The following is a 15,479-nucleotide window of genomic DNA, read 5'->3' as shown; positions in this document are numbered from 1 at the left end:
TAGAAAGTGAATATGGAAAACAAAAATAAATTATTAGGTCCTGTATTAATTGGTATTGTCGCCGCGGTGATTGGTGCGGGTGTGATCTACTATTTTATAGAGAGTCGCAAACTCCCTGAGGGATTACTTGTCGCTAACGGTCGGATCGAAGGCGATCGTATCGTCGCTGCCGCGAAATATCCTGGTCGTGTGAGCCAGATGTTTGCCAAAGAAGGCGATACCGTGAAAGCAGGGATGGTGATCGCACAGCTCGAAGATGCCAGCTTTCAGGCTAAGGTAGAACAAGCGCGACAAGCGCTCTCTGGTGCCGATTCGCAACTTCGAGCAGCACAAGCCAATCTCGCGATCGCGCAGAGAGAAGTGCCGATGGGCGTGAGCGTGGCGGATGCCAGTTTGAGCCAGGCGAAGGCTGCATTGGCAAAAGCAAACGCCGTAGAGGCGCAAGCGAAATTAGATGCGCAACGCCATAAAGACTTGTTTGAACGCGGTGTGATTGAGCGTCATCGGTATGAACAAGCTGATTTGGCGTGGCAGGTTGCACAATCGGATGTCAAAGCGGCACAAGAGGCCACGAACCGCGCACAACAAGGATTGGCGCAAGCCGATTTAGGTACCGATAAAGTCAAAGCAAAGCAACAGGATGTGGAGGCATTACGTGCGCAACGAGATCGTGCCGCAGCAGCGGTTAGCGAGGTAGAGTCAGTGTTGTCAGATCTGGTGATTAAGTCTCCTGGTAATGGCGTGGTGCTTACTCGCCTGCGTGAACCGGGTGAAGTCGTAATGCCCGGTGGTGCTGTCGTGGAGATTGTTGACCTCGATCACTTATATTTGAAAGTCTACGTTCCTGAATCAAAAATAGGGCAACTGCGCCTTGGCTTGCCAGTCCGAATTTACACTGATGCGCAGCCCGATCACTTTTATGAGGCAACAGTCAGCACTATTTCTTCTCGCGCTGAATTTACCCCGAAAGAGGTACAGACCACCGATGAGCGTGTGAAGTTGGTGTATGCCGTGAAGTTAGTCATTAAAAATAATCCCCAACACCAGCTCACACCAGGGATTCCTGCCGATGCTGTGATTCGCTGGAAAGAAACCGTTGGTTGGCAAAAACCACGTTGGAATTGAACGCGTTCATGACAATGGCTTCTCAAGTAACCTCTGTTGTCGAGGTCAATCACCTCATGAAACGCTACGGCGATCGCATGGCGATGGATGGTGTGTCGCTTCAGGTACAAGCGGGTGAAATATTCGGTCTGATTGGCCCCGATGGTGCGGGTAAAAGTAGTCTTCTCAAGGTCATCGCTGGCGTTCTCGCCCATGATGCAGGAACGCTGCGCGTCTTTGATTGTTTGATTGATTCTGAGCGGACAAGTGAGCAAATCAAAGACCGGATTGGTCTGATGCCACAAGGATTAGGACAAAATCTCTATGGCGATTTGTCTGTCGAGGAAAATATCGACTACTTTGGTGGACTGCGTTTGCTGAGCAAAGCAGAGTTGAGTAGTCGTAAAGAAGCACTCCTAAAAAGCACCCGACTGGATCGCTTTCGTGATCGTCCCATGAAAAACCTCTCTGGAGGTATGAAGCAAAAGCTGGGTTTGGTTTGTACGCTAATCCATGAGCCACAATTGGTGATCTTGGATGAACCCACGACTGGTGTCGATCCTGTATCACGGCGTGAGTTTTGGAGCATCTTGGCGCGGTTACTCAAAGAAAAAGGGATTACTGCGATTGTATCAACGGCCTATATGGACGAGGCAAGTCGCTTCCATCGCGTCGCCTTAATGCATGCAGGAAAGATTTTGGCTTCGGGTGATCCGGAGCAATTGAAAGCGTTAGCAGTCGGTGCCATTGTCAGCACGACTTGTGCTGATGCAATACAGCAGATGCAGGCAGTACAACGATTATCGCAACGTTTTCCGCAAATGGAAGTGCTAGGCCAAGAGATGCGCTTATTTGTGGATGAGGCCGACCCTGTGAAAGCCACCGCGGAGGTCTTAGGCTGTCTTTCAGCGATTCCGCAGAAACAGATGGATGTACTGGAGCCAGAATTAGAGGATGTGTTTATTGCGTTACTGCGCAAAACTGGTCCCGATCATGGTGCGCAGAAAAAAACGGAAACCGTCATGGGGATGCGCCATCCCGATCAAGGGTTGGCGATCGAAGCTGAACAGTTGAGCCGCACATTTGGCGATTTTAAGGCCGTGGATGGGGTCAGTTTCAAGGTGCCACAAGGAGAGATCTTCGGTCTACTAGGTGCGAACGGTGCGGGGAAAAGTACTGTCATTAAAATGTTGACGGGGATTTTGAGTCAAACCGCTGGTAAGGGGCATGTAGCTGGCGCTGACGTACGTACGTCGGGCAGGCAAATTCGGGAACGGATTGGCTATATGTCGCAGGCTTTTTCGTTGTATCTGGATTTGTCGGTACTTGAAAATATCCGTTTGTATGCCGGTATCTATGGACTTACCCGCAAAGAGACCGCGGCGCGTATGGACTGGATTCTCGATATGGCTGGATTACGTCCGTTTGGAAAGTCCCTCACGGGTAGCTTGCCCATGGGCTTACGTCAGCGACTGGCACTCGGATGTGCCTTGATTCATCGACCACAAGTGCTTTTTCTAGATGAACCGACGTCCGGTGTTGATCCTATCGGTCGCCGCGCGTTTTGGGATGTACTATTTCAGTTATCCCGCGAAGAAAATGTCACGATTCTCGTCACCACACACTACATGTCAGAAGCGGAGCATTGCGATCATATTGCCTTGATGTATGCCGGACGGGTCGTGGCAGATGCGTCACCTGATCAATTGAAAGCGGATGTCGAAGCGCAAGCAGGAAAGCTGATCGAAATACAGGTTCCAGAACCACAAGCCGCATTAGACCTGCTACAGGGCGCAGGTTATACCAGTGCTGCTTTATTTGGTTCAAAATTGCATGTGCTCCTGCCTGAGATGGCGGCAGATCGAGAGCGGATCGCCCATTTATTGCGCCCGCTTGGCGAGTGTCACATGTCGCCGCGAAAGCTATCAATGGAAGACGTGTTTGTGGATATTGTGACCCGTTTAGAGGCGCAAGAAGCGCACCATGCGAAACCAACACAAGGAGCGTCGTCATGAATTTGCGTCGGATCCGCGTCGTCGCTTACAAAGAGTGGCGTGAAATTATTCGTGACCGATTATTCTTCGCGTTGGCTTTCATTGTGCCCTCATTGCTGATGCTGTTATTTGGCTATGGACTCTCATTGGATGTGGAAAATATTCCCTTAGCCATTGTGGATTATGATCAGTCCGTCACGTCACGGGATTATGCCCACCATTTCACGGATTCACGCTATTTCGCGTTTCAGGGATATGCGGGCCGTGAACAAGAGGCGGAAAAACTGCTCATCGATAATAGCTTACGTGCCGTGATTATTATTCCACCGCAATTCGGAGAGCGACTTCTTGGCGGTCGATCTGCTGCAGTGCAGACTTGGATTGATGGAACATTTCCGTTCAGAGCATTGACAGCCAAGGGCTATGTGACGGCGATCAATGCCGCGATCAATCTGGATCATCTCGCGTCTTATTTGTCAGGGGTCACCGGTGTCAGCGAAGACGATCTGCGTAACGCAGCACAACCGGTGAAGCTCGAAACCCGCTATTTATATAATCAGGAGGTGAAGAGTATTTGGTCAATGGCCCCCAAACTGATTATGGTCATTTTGATGCTTTCACCACCGTTTTTAACGGCGTTGGGGGTCGTCAGGGAAAAAGAGTCGGGTGCGATCTACAATGTGTATTCATCCACCTTATCGCGCGGGGAATACCTGATCGGGAAACTGTTGCCGTACGTTGGTATTTCGGTTGTGAACGCATGCGCCTTGGCAGCCATGACTTTATTCCTGTTTGGTGCACCGTTTCGGGGTGATCCTATTTTCTTTTTTCTCTCAACCATTCTGTATGTGATTTGCACGACAGGGATTGGACTGCTCGTGTCTGTTGTTGTCAACACGCAGGTCGCGGCAATGGTGGGGACGTCAATTGTGACGGTGGTGCCGGCCATTTTATATTCCGGCATGATTATTCCGATTCCTTCTTTATCGGCGGTCGCCACAATCATTGCGCATGTGTTGCCCGGCATGTACTACGCAGAAATTGTCATTGGAAGCTTTCTGAAAGGGGTAGGTATCGGTTCTTTGTGGATGGATATGGCGATTCTCGCGGGGTACGCCACGGTGTTATTTACTGCCGGTTTTCTAGCGTTTCATAAGCGCCCCGACCGTTAAGTGCAGAGCAGAAAGAGAGTCGCGAGGATGACGATGATAAAGATGATGTTAAGCCGTGTTTGGTGGAGCCGCTTGCAAGCGATGACATGGAAGGAATTATTGCAGCTCTTGCGCGATCCTATTTTGTTGGTGTTCGTCATTTACGCCTTCACCGCTGATATTTATAACGCGGCTTCGGGCGTCTCATTTCAGCTCAATAATGCGGCGTTGGTCTTGTTTGATCTTGACCGTAGCGCTGCATCGAGAGAGCTTGCAGGGCGCTTTATGCCGCCAGAATTCAAATGGCTTGGTGGCATTACGCATAATGAACAGGGGCAGGCATTATTAGATGATGGCAAAGCCATGGCGGTACTGGATATCCCACCAGGTTTTGGGGCAAAACTGGCTCGAGGAGAGCAACAGTCAGTGCAATTACAAATCGATGCCTCGAATTCAGTACAGGGTTTTCTGGCGTCGGTGGATGCAACGCAGATCATTGCCCGATACGGCTTAGAGCAAATGGCCACGCGTCTGGGTGCAGAGAGCGGTGGGGTGGCTGGGGCCCCCCCTGCGATCGATAATGCCACACGGGTATGGTTCAATCCTAACCAGAATGATGCTTGGTTTATGGGTATTTCTGAATTACTCAATGTGGTGACGCTATTTTCAATGTTATTGCCGGCAGCTGCGATGGTGCGAGAAAAAGAACGGGGTACGATCGAACAATTACTTGTCTCACCGTTGTCACCTTTGCAGATTATGATGCCTAAAATCATTGCCATGGTTGCCGTGATTTTAGGGGGGATTGCGCTGGGTTTATTCGGAATTCTCATTCCTGTGTTTTCAATTCCAGTTGTTGGGAGTCTCTTGGTATTTTTTGCTGTTAGTACTTTATATGTGAGTACCCTAGCAGGGATTGGTATTCTGATCGCCACAGTAACAAATAACATGGCGCAGGCGGGAATGATGGTGATTTTGATTTTGGCACCGATGATGTTTTTGTCTGGTGCCTGGACGCCACCCGAGGCGATGCCGGTGGTGATGCGTTTAGGGATGTATGTTTCTCCGTTGTATTACTACATTAATGCGAGTTACGGCATTTTGATGAAAGGCGCTGGCCTCATGGTGCTATGGCCGATGTTAGTAGGGATTATCGTGATTGGCATGATGGTGAGTACAGTGACGATACTGAAATTTAAAAAGCAGTTTGGCTAACGATGTTACGGTCACGAGACATTGTTAGCGTTTGGTTATTGTTGTTGAGTCTTAAATGGTGCAAGCAGTCTCGGCAGCTTCAACGTCATCCGTACGTACATGAAGCTACAACATTACTTATCTGAAGGGATAGCAATATGTCAGAACAACATTCTGCATTTTCATTGGCTGGCAAGCGCGGTTTGATTATCGGGTTGGCAAATGAACACAGTATTGCCTATGGTTGTGCAAAGGTGCTTCATGGCATGGGGGCAGAGTTAATGGTTTCCTGCGTCAATCAAAAAGCGGAGCCTTATGTCAAACCCTTGGCGGATCAACTGCAGGTACCGCTCGCCATTTGTAATGTAGAAGAAGAGGGCGCACTTGCCGCTCTCGTCGCGCAGGCTGTTGCCCATTTTGGACAATTAGACTTTGTTATCCACTCAATTGCATGGGCTCCGCTGGATGATTTGCACGGACGGGTGGTCGATAGTTCGAGCGCTGGCTTTTTACGTTCGATGAATGTGTCTTGCCATTCTTTTGCGCAAGTTGCTAAGTTATGTGAGCCACATTTAAGTCCAGAGGCGAGCCTCATTACGATGACCTACTTAGGGGCCGACGAAGCGGTAGCACACTATGGCGTGATGGGGCCCGTCAAGGCCGCATTAGAGTCTCTCGTGCGCTATTTGGCGACAGAATTGGGTGAGAAGGGCATTCGGGTGCATGCGATTTCACCAGGACCTGTTCCCACCCGCGCAGCGTCGGGATTGCTTGAGTTTGATGCGTTGATGGAAAAAGCCATTCAGCGCTCTCCATTGAAGCGTCTGGTGACGCTCGAAGAAGTCGGGCAATTAGCAGCATTTTTAATCAGTAATGCTTCATCAGGCATGACTGGGCAAACGCTGTATGTGGATGGTGGGTATCACATCGTCAATTAAACATGGCGTTTGATATCACCCATCACGTTGTCAATCATTGCTATTTACTCTGACGCATCAGCATCAAGGAGCATACATCATGAACGATCCAATCTACCCAGTAAATCAAGACCAGACGATGATTTCCAATGTGGTCTACGACGACATCACTATCGGTCAAACGGCCACGCAAACTCGGACGCTCACGCAGGCGGATATCCAAGCGTTTGCCTCGATCTCGGGGGATGTCAACCCAGCCCATCTAGATCCGGAATACGCAGAACACACGTTGTTCCATGGTGTCATCGCCCATGGCATGTGGGGTGGTGCGCTGATTTCTACTATTTTGGGTACACGCTTACCCGGTCCCGGTACGATTTATCTAGAGCAGAATCTGCACTTCGCGCGCCCTGTACGGATTGGTGACACGCTTACCATTTCGGCCACGGTCATCGCAAAAGACGATGAAAAGAAGCGGGTGACGCTCGACTGTGAAATTGTCAACCAACATGGAACGAAGGTCGTGTACGGCAACGCGCTGGTGATTGCGCCGACGGAACGCGTTAGTCGCCCTCGGGCGAGTCTTCCGACGATGGCTTTATTTGATTTGGGGGCGCGTCAAAAGGCTTTGGTCGATAGTGTACGTGACGTCGAAGCGGTCCGCTGTGCGGTTGTTCATCCTTGTGATGCAGATTCCTTGCAAGGCGCATTAGACGCTGCAAAGCAGGGATTAATCATTCCGGTATTGGTCGCGCCAAAAGATAAACTGCTAGCAGTTGCTGCGGCGGCAGGTTTGGATTTGACGGGAGTTGAGATCGTCGATGTGCCGCATAGTCACGCTGCGGCAGACAAAGCCGTCGAGCTGGCGGCGGCTGGGCAGGTAGAGGCATTAATGAAGGGCAGCCTGCACACCGACGAATTGATGTCTGCGGTGGTGCATTGCGCGGGATTAAAAACAAAATACCGTTTGTCTCACGTGTTCCACCTCGATGTGCCAATGTACCATAAAGTGTTATTGCTGACTGATGCAGCCCTCAATATCGCACCGACACTCATGGAAAAAGCAGACATTTTGCAAAACGTGATTCATCTGGCGCATGCGCTCCAGATCCCGATGCCTAAGGTCGCATTGTTGGCTGCTGTGGAGACCGTGAACTCAAAAATGATATCGACCATTGATGCTGCCGCTCTGTGCAAAATGGTGCAGCGTCAACAAATCAAAGGCGCTATCGTTGACGGACCGTTGGCATTTGATAATGCGATTTCTGCCGAGGCTGCACGTATTAAAGGTATCGACTCTCCCGTCGCGGGCGACGTGGATATTCTCATGGTACCGGATTTAGAGTCGGGTAATATGTTAGCGAAACAATTCGAATATCTGGCTGGTTCTGCGACATGCGGCATCGTTCTTGGCGCCAAGGTGCCTATCGCATTGACAAGTCGTGCGGATGGGCCAAGTTCTCGTGTTGCATCAGCCGCACTCGTAAAACTGCTGGCACATGAATATAGGAAGAATGCACCATGAAAGACCATGCCATCTTAGCGGTGAATGCCGGTTCCTCTTCGATCAAATTTGCCCTTTATCCTGTTCACCATGCCTTGGTGGATGCGGCAAATGTGTCTGGGATTGTCGAGGGATTGGAGCCAGGTGGTGCGCCGGCAATTTCGATGGAGAGTCAAGGGGTAAAGCAGGTATTCCCGCTCGTCAGTGATAACAGTGATAGCACTGACAACATTGATGATACCGACCGGTTTGCTTTAGCACTTAATCATCTGCGGTTATTATTGGAGCGGCACAGTGCGGCAACAACAGTGGTGGCGGTGGCTCATCGGATTGTTCATGGCGGAGATCGCTATGCGCAATCCATCGTGATCACGAGTGACGTCATCGATTATCTGCAGACCCTCAACCCACTGGCACCATTGCATCAACCCCACAACCTAGAAGGCGTGGTCGCGTTCCAGAAGGCCTACCCAGACCTGCCGCAAATCGCCTGCTTTGATACCGGGTTTCACGCTAATTTGCCGCGCAATGAACGTAGCGTTGCCTTACCGCGCGCGTTAGTGGCGAGTGGAATCAGACGTTATGGGTTTCATGGATTATCTTACCGTTATGTAGCAGGGAGACTTGCACAGCAATCCCAGCGCGCTCAGCAGCGCGTCATCATGGCGCATTTGGGAAACGGTGCTAGCGCCTGTGCGATGCATCGTGGTGAGAGTGTCGCTACCACGATGGGGTTTTCTGCCTTGGATGGCTTAATGATGGGGACCCGATGTGGCGCACTTGACCCAGGGATCATTCTGCACCTGTTGCAAGCGGGCTGGGATGCGAAGAAGATTGAAAAGACCTTATATAAAGAATCAGGTCTTCTTGGTGTCTCAGGCATTTCAGCCGATATGCGCACGCTAAGACAAAGTCAGGCTCCAGAAGCCAAAGAGGCGATTGATCTCTTTACCTATCGCGTAACGAGAGAATGTGGTGCACTGGCAGCGTGTCTCAATGGTGTGGATGTCGTCGCCTTTACCGGAGGAATCGGAGAACACGATGCGCAGCTTCGTGCGGACGTGATTGCTGGATTGGCGTATCTGGGTTTAAAGATCAATCCACAAAAAAACCAACTCGCACGTGGTGATGCAATTGCGGCGATCCATGCCGACGATAGCGTACAAGAAATATGGGTGATTCCAACAGATGAGGGACGAATTGCAGCGATGGATACGGCTGTTTTGCTCACCGCGACGAGACCTTAGCCGTCACACGCTCGTTATTAGTTTCCACTACGCGCTTTAAATGATAGCCAACCCGGTGGCTGGAAAAGATAGCGCAGCTTGTTCGTTGGTGGTGTTGTCGTCATTCTGACCACCACCAGCGGCAACGCGATGCCAATGACGGTACCGAGCACGATATGTACCGTCGCATCATCGATATGCATGAATTTACTTAATACAATCCGTACGCCACTGCCGGCCAGAATGTGCATCAGATAGATTGGCATCGAGTAGATCCCTATGCGTTTGATCCATGTTGTTGTTTGATGTGCTCGTTTGGAAAGCATCACACTCAGACTACAAACAAGACCGATACCGGACACCGCTAATGGAAGGGCGAGCAAAGAGGGGTCGCTGAATACGTGTCCCAGCTTGATGTGATAGACCCAGGCCAAGGTGCTAAATATCAGCGCGCTGAGGATACTTGCCAGACCTGCATGTTGTTGTATCCGCGAGAGCCAACGTGGTGTGGTGGTGCCGATATAAAAGTAAATCAGGTAGGTCGCTAAAAAATCGATGGGAAAAGGCATGGCGACATGAAAACGGAGCGCCCATGCGCCAACCAATGCTACTGGAAGAATCCAGGAAACAATGCCTCGTCTTTCGCGATAGCACAGTGCCATCACAATAAAAATCAACAACAGTACATACAAGAACCAAAACTGAGCGCGGGGTTGCCATAGAAGCGATAAGACGTCGACCATGCTTGTTTTTGCCGTTGTGTAGCGTGACAGAAATACTTCAATCACCCCTTGTATCAAAGACCAAATCACGTAGGGATAAAAAACAGTATCCAGCTTATCGAGGATCAGACGCCGGCGACCGTATTTGTTGAGCGACGGAATAAAGAAAATGCCCGATAAGAAAAAAAATAAAGGCATATGAAAGCTGTAGATAACACTATCGACAAGCTTAAACACATCGGCGTCCATCGGTACGCCACCGTGAAATGCACCGCGACTGACATGACCGATCACGACAAGTAAAATGCCAAGGCCTTTCGCGTAGTCTACCCAGTGGTCACGGTTTTGCATGTTGAATAATGAAATAAAAGTCGGCGTCTCAGAAACGTTCGCTATTGTAAGCCGCGTGCTTTGGGATGGGGGACGTGTTGATTACTTTTCTTGCTTTTTTGACCTGTTTTAACAATTGCAAGCCTTTTTTTCCTCAGGTCTTATGGGGTAAGAGCGATGATTTCAGGGGCGAAGTCGCTGCCAGCTGATTCGCCGTTTTCGTGCTACATTGCGCGTCATACATAAGTTCACTACCTTCTCTATAGGTCTGCGATGTTAAAGAAATTTGTCCTGGGAATGACGGTCTTGATGAGTGGAAGCATCGCGCTTGCCGCGCCAGCGCCTGTCCGATCGGGTGCCACGGTATTCACCTTGATGTGCGCCGAATGTCACATCACTGGGATTAGCGGTGCTCCCAAGGTGACCGATAAAGCAGCGTGGGCCTCCCGCATCAAGCAAACGCCGGATACCTTGATTGAACATGCCTTACATGGCTACAAGCTTATGCCAGCACGCGGTTCCTGTAGCAGTTGCAGTGATGCCGAGATTAAAGCGGCCGTTGAGTACATGATTGGCCGTGTGAAATAACGGCATCCTGCGATGGAATCGAGCCTAAAAAACGAATAGGTCATCAAGCATAGTTAAGGATGAGAGACGATGGGTCATTTTCTTTTGCACTTTATTCAACGTACTCTCGCGCACGTCACTGTTCGCGCGTGGATCATGGGCGCATTGGTGCTGTGCGTTCTTTCCCCAGAAGTTTTTGCGGAGACTAGTGATCTAGCGCGTCTACTAGCTACACCTGACTATGTGTTGATGATGCGGCATACTCGCGCCCCAGGCGTTGGTGATCCACCCACATTCACTTTGGGAGACTGCGCAACGCAACGAAATCTCAGCGAGGAGGGGATTGCGCAAGCCGTCCGCATCGGCGATTGGCTCAGGCAACAAGGTATCCGCGATGCCACCTTGTTTGCTAGTCCTTGGTGTCGAACAATTGATACTGCAACGCTCTTACGCTTGGGACCCGTTACGCCAGAAAATAGTTTGGCATCGACCTTTGAAGAAAAAAATACATCGGGTCTTGCGAAAGGTGAGTTGGCTACTTTTATTGCGCAGGCATTAAAAAACAAAGGTTCGAAAGCGCTTATTCTGGTCACCCATCAAGTCAATATTGAGGCCTATACCGGTGAAGATACGGCTGCAGGTGAAATGATTCTAGTGCACGTCGATGCCCAAGGGAAAATGCTTTCACATACCCTTTATCCAAGACCAGACTAATCGTTGCTGATCGCTCCTGACCGTTTCCCAATGTTGTCTTGCCCTGACAAGCGTCGTCACAGGACGATGTCTTCGTGGTCGATTGATGCATGTCAATTGTCCATCGCTATTTTTCAAATTAGCGGCGCTGCTATGTGATCGTTGATCGATTTTCTGGTATGGTTTATCTTTATCGTGAAATGATTGCATTTGACTTAAGTTTGTTGTCGGTATCCAAAGGGTACTGATGTTCTATCAATGCAGCGTTATTCTCTCTGATCGTGTTAAATATTTCCTCTTGTCAACGTCGTGAACAGGCTAGCAGGATCGCCATTGTGGCCATCCTGAGTGTGCTCTTAAGTAGCCTGATGCCATTGATTTCACAATCGTTGGCAACGACAGCGTTGAGCCTCAACAATCAGCGCAGTGAGTTACTAGAGGTTTGTACTGTTCTGGGCACGAAATGGGTGTCCGCCGACCTTGCCACTGACAATGCGGGCGGTCAAAAGAAAACAGCCAAACCGCCTATTTCCTTCCATAGTAAGTTTTGTGATTATTGCCTCACTAGTGCGGCATCCTTCGCATTGCCACCGTTTGCTGGGCTGGTCTTTGCAATTCCGCTAGCCTATTTTCCTCTTCCTTTTTTCCTCTCTCAACACGCGCTACGGCCGGCCATTTGGCTTGTCCCTGCTGTTCGTGCCCCGCCACAAGCCTGATTTGATGTGCTGAAGCGTCAAATCAGCACCTTGAAGATATTGATCAGGATAAAAATGCGTTCCATGTTGTGTACGTTTTTATTCTCATGAATGACTTTTGACGAAGACGGGCAGATTGATCAAGCGACATGCGTTTTGTTGATCGATGTTCGACCCCGATCTTCTGAAGAGAATGCATCTGTGTTGTCCATGCGGTAAAACGCTACCCGTATTCCCAATCGGGGGATCGCACATCAACAGCAGTGAGGAAATGATGAAAAAGAATTCTACGACGATGCAACACCGCCACTTGTCTGCACGGCAGGCAATGGCCGAATTGGATTTACAAGTACTTTGGCGTATCGAAAAAGGCGCGATGCGGATTGATAGCCAAGTCGGTGATGAACCGGTGAGCTTTGTACGCTTAGCATTACCCGGCGATATTATTGGGATGGAACATGTGGTCGGTGTGAAGGATAGCATCACTGTCCGCGCCATCACCGAAGTGAGTCTTGCACCTGTGTTTTATTTGGACGATAAGCAGTTGACGAAACTCCTGATGTCCACGGTTGCCACGAATTATCAGCGTTGCCGCGAGGCGATTAGCTTACGCTCAGGCCCCGTTGATGAGCGAGTCAAACGCTTACTCCGGATGTTAGTGGATGAGTCTGTCTCAGAAGCAGAGACAGAGTCTGAAAAGGCGAGCGCGTGTGTTTTACCTAGTCTCGGTAATATCGCTGATATTATTCACTCAACACGCGAAACTGTTTGTCGCGTATTGAATAGTCTCAAAGAAGCACGTTTGCTCGTTGATGGTGACCCTGAAAAAATGAAGCGCCGCCATCTTGAAAACCGTGAGCATGTCTTGCAACTATCGGCATAAAGCTGACGTCGGCATCATAAAAAAGGGAGACCAAAGTTGGTCTCCCTTTTTACTATCCGAGGCGATTAGTAGGTATATTTCACCTCAGCATATGCGGTACGCTGTGGAAATGGATGGAAGAGGTAGTATTTCTCGTTATTGAGATTATCAATGCCCGCAGCGATCGTCCATTGACGGTTGTAGTGATAGTTCACCCTTGCGTCCGCAACGAAGAAGCTCTGGAAGCCTTGATAAGTGCCTGGGTTGGTATCCGTGTTATCGACGGTAGCAAACTGGCGGCCGCTGTAACGTCCTGCCAATGTGTATGCCCATTTGGCATCAGGACGGTAAGTCGCCACCAAGGTTGCGCGCCAGTCAGGGACGTACGGTGTATGCTTGCCAACCGATGTTGCGCCAGCAATCGTTGGTACGTATGAGCTGTTGGCTAAAATAACGGCGTCGACAAACGTGAGGCTACCTGTTAACTGTAAGCCTTGGATAAACGCATTGTCTTTTTCAGTCACGATTTCGATACCGCGTTGGCGCGTTTTATCGATATTTTGGGTGAAGGAAACAGGTGTCGCGTAACCCGTTATCGTGGATGTTTGAGAAATCAATGCATCCGACACCAGCTCGCCAAATAAAGATACGCGGACGCGACTTTCTCTCGTTTTTCGCTCAAATGCAAATTCCGCAGAGGTTACATCTTCCGGTTTCAGGTACGGGTTTGCTTGAGTGTAGGTGGTGCCAGTCTGTACGTTTTGGTACAGTTCGCCAACGGTTGGGAAGCGTAACGCACGACCAACGGAGCTTGAAATTTGCCACAGGTCATTGGCCTTCCAAGCGAGCGTCGCTTTTGGTGAGAAACCATGATGCGTCACTGTCGGTTGATTGACTGGGAATCCTGTACCCGAACTCGCAATTGCATAGTTATAACCGTCGAGTGCTTTCCATTGCTCATAACGTCCGCCGACTGTCGCTAAGAGCGATGGATTAATGCGCCATTCATCCTGCAACCAAATCGCACTTGTTTGCGTTTTTCCGAGGGAGTTTGTATATAACGTACCCTTATCGCCATTGAGCCAATCGGTCGTGTTGTAGGTGGGGCTTACCAATTTAAATTGATCGCCATGGATGCCGAAGGTAATGACGTGCGATGTTTGATTGCCATCAGGACGATAGGTTGCTCTGGCATCAACTGTTGTCCAGCCCGTGCCACTGGCATCGGCAATACGACCAGCACCGGATGTCATTACTGTTGGGTAGAGGCCCGTTGAAGAGCGGGTCAGATCCGTCGCATAGCGAACATTACTGACGACAGCATTCCAATCCCATGCGCCGTTATTTTTGCTATCGAGCTCAAGACTTTGCATCCAGTGTTCTTGTTGGGTATTGTTACTGGAGAATTGTCCCGCGATGGTGGATGCACTGTAGCTGTAGCCACCAATATTAACGTTACCACTCGCCGCACCGTAGTAGGGTGCTCCGTTAGCACTATTGAGATAAGTTGACGCCTGCGAGTTGGCTGAATTTTGCCAGAAGCCAAGCGCGTAACTTAGGTGCGTTTGTGGGCTGAAGTCGTAGGCCAGTTTTACCTTCGCAGTATCCTGAACGGTATGGTTCAGATTGCCAGCACTAATGACTTGAAGAGCGCCACCAGTTCGGTTGTAATCAGATGTTGCACCGTTGATGACGGGGAGAGCGGCCGTCGCTGCTTTCGTCGATTGCGTCACTGTACCAAAAGTAATCGGCTGGCTGAAACTATCTTGATGATTGGCACTGAGAAACCAGGAGAATGCCCCTTGGCGATTGCCGATCGTCGCATTGAGCTCACCAGATTTAAAACTCTTACTCGTGTTGTATAAGTCGAAGCTTTGTGTTGAGAGATTTAACTTTGCCGTTGCTTCGAATTGTTTTGGCATACGTGTGTTAATTTGCACAACGGCACCATACGAGTTACCTGCGTAAGCGGCTGAGAAGGGACCATACATCACATCGATACTATCGATTTCCTCTGGGGATACCATGAACCATTGTGGAGAGCCATTACCGTTATTGTTATTGACTAATGTGGACAGCAATACACCATCAGCAAAAATCAAAGTACGCGCACTTGCATTGACGCCGGTTGTTCTTGATGTCACTGGCTCATTGGTGTCGCCATTGTAGCGTTTGCGAACCAGAATACTTGGGAAGTACTTGAGCGCATCCTCCACGTTCATCACATTCGTGGTATCGCTCAATTCTTTGGCGGTGACCGTTTCGATGGTTGCAGGAGAATTCATGACGCTGCTTGTTTGGCCTGCGCCAGTGACAATGACGGTGTGCGTATCTGCTGCTTCTGCACTATCAAGACCCTGTGCCATCGTACCGCCTGCGAGACAGGCCAGTACTGCGCTAGCGATGGGGCGTAAGCTTGTTGACATGCGACGTGGGTGACCCTGCTTGGTTGTGTGTGTGAAGGTGATTTTTTTCATATTCAGTGTAAAGCAAATAAAAATAGCGTAAGCGTAAGCGTAG

General features: G+C 49.8%; 12 protein-coding genes and 2 pseudogenes. 12 read left to right on the top strand and 2 right to left on the bottom strand.

What is annotated here, in order from left to right; translation table 11 throughout:
* The first annotated feature begins 12 nt into the window (after positions 1 to 12).
* The 8 genes and pseudogenes from ACO0K2_RS18770 to ACO0K2_RS18735 all read left to right on the top strand — a co-directional run bounded on the left by ACO0K2_RS18770 (position 13) and on the right by ACO0K2_RS18735 (position 9,111).
* Positions 13 to 1,125: an HlyD family secretion protein gene (locus ACO0K2_RS18770; RefSeq protein ID WP_423021591.1), complete on the top strand. Its 1,113-nt coding sequence runs from the start codon at positions 13 to 15 to the stop codon at positions 1,123 to 1,125.
* 8 nt (positions 1,126 to 1,133) lie between these two features.
* A pseudogene (locus tag ACO0K2_RS18765) lies at positions 1,134 to 1,643 on the top strand (ATP-binding cassette domain-containing protein); the annotation flags it as partial.
* 510 nt (positions 1,644 to 2,153) lie between these two features.
* A pseudogene (locus ACO0K2_RS18760) lies at positions 2,154 to 3,119 on the top strand (ABC transporter ATP-binding protein); the annotation flags it as partial.
* On the top strand, positions 3,116 to 4,270 hold the full coding sequence (locus ACO0K2_RS18755; protein WP_423021590.1) for an ABC transporter permease: 1,155 nt from the start codon (positions 3,116 to 3,118) through the stop codon (positions 4,268 to 4,270). The pseudogene ACO0K2_RS18760 and the gene ACO0K2_RS18755, both read left to right, overlap by 4 nt.
* Positions 4,271 to 4,303: 33 nt before the next feature.
* Positions 4,304 to 5,464: an ABC transporter permease gene (locus ACO0K2_RS18750; RefSeq protein ID WP_423021589.1), complete on the top strand. Its 1,161-nt coding sequence runs from the start codon at positions 4,304 to 4,306 to the stop codon at positions 5,462 to 5,464.
* 137 nt (positions 5,465 to 5,601) lie between these two features.
* A complete protein-coding gene (gene fabI / locus ACO0K2_RS18745) occupies positions 5,602 to 6,381 on the top strand; it encodes an enoyl-ACP reductase FabI (protein WP_423021588.1) in 780 nt (259 codons plus the stop codon).
* Positions 6,382 to 6,460: 79 nt separating this feature from the next.
* A complete protein-coding gene (locus ACO0K2_RS18740) occupies positions 6,461 to 7,885 on the top strand; it encodes a bifunctional enoyl-CoA hydratase/phosphate acetyltransferase (RefSeq protein ID WP_423021587.1) in 1,425 nt (474 codons plus the stop codon).
* On the top strand, positions 7,882 to 9,111 hold the full coding sequence (locus ACO0K2_RS18735) for an acetate/propionate family kinase (protein WP_423021586.1): 1,230 nt from the start codon (positions 7,882 to 7,884) through the stop codon (positions 9,109 to 9,111). The genes ACO0K2_RS18740 and ACO0K2_RS18735 overlap by 4 nt, the downstream gene beginning before the upstream one ends.
* 17 nt (positions 9,112 to 9,128) lie before the next feature.
* Here ACO0K2_RS18735 and ACO0K2_RS18730 read toward each other — a convergent pair whose 3' ends face one another.
* Positions 9,129 to 10,163, bottom strand: a complete 1,035-nt coding sequence (locus ACO0K2_RS18730; protein ID WP_423021585.1) for an acyltransferase family protein — start codon at positions 10,161 to 10,163, stop codon at positions 9,129 to 9,131.
* 252 nt (positions 10,164 to 10,415) lie between these two features.
* Between ACO0K2_RS18730 and ACO0K2_RS18725 the strand changes: the two genes are divergently transcribed.
* The 4 genes from ACO0K2_RS18725 (at position 10,416) to ACO0K2_RS18710 (ending at position 12,980) form a co-directional block, all read left to right on the top strand.
* On the top strand, positions 10,416 to 10,730 hold the full coding sequence (locus ACO0K2_RS18725) for a c-type cytochrome (protein WP_423021584.1): 315 nt from the start codon (positions 10,416 to 10,418) through the stop codon (positions 10,728 to 10,730).
* Between the two features lie 69 nt (positions 10,731 to 10,799).
* Positions 10,800 to 11,423 (top strand): histidine phosphatase family protein, encoded by a 624-nt coding sequence (locus ACO0K2_RS18720; protein WP_423021583.1) that lies wholly within the window; start codon positions 10,800 to 10,802, stop codon positions 11,421 to 11,423.
* Positions 11,424 to 11,737: 314 nt separating this feature from the next.
* Positions 11,738 to 12,118 (top strand): DUF2946 domain-containing protein, encoded by a 381-nt coding sequence (locus ACO0K2_RS18715; RefSeq protein WP_423021582.1) that lies wholly within the window; start codon positions 11,738 to 11,740, stop codon positions 12,116 to 12,118.
* A 250-nt stretch (positions 12,119 to 12,368) separates the two neighbouring features.
* On the top strand, positions 12,369 to 12,980 hold the full coding sequence (locus tag ACO0K2_RS18710) for a Crp/Fnr family transcriptional regulator (RefSeq protein ID WP_423021581.1): 612 nt from the start codon (positions 12,369 to 12,371) through the stop codon (positions 12,978 to 12,980).
* Between the two features lie 65 nt (positions 12,981 to 13,045).
* Here the strand turns inward: ACO0K2_RS18710 and ACO0K2_RS18705 are convergent, their stop codons facing one another.
* The gene (locus ACO0K2_RS18705) at positions 13,046 to 15,436 is read right to left on the bottom strand and encodes a TonB-dependent receptor (RefSeq protein WP_423021580.1); all 2,391 of its coding nucleotides are present in this window, start codon (positions 15,434 to 15,436) and stop codon (positions 13,046 to 13,048) included.
* Between the last annotated feature and the right edge of the window lie 43 nt (positions 15,437 to 15,479).

It is taken from the genome of Undibacterium sp. MH2W, from assembly GCF_049340215.1.
Lineage (GTDB): Bacteria > Pseudomonadota > Gammaproteobacteria > Burkholderiales > Burkholderiaceae_D > Undibacterium.
The sequence above is the reverse complement of the archived record's forward strand: the minus strand, read 5'-3'. Positions and strand labels throughout refer to the sequence as shown.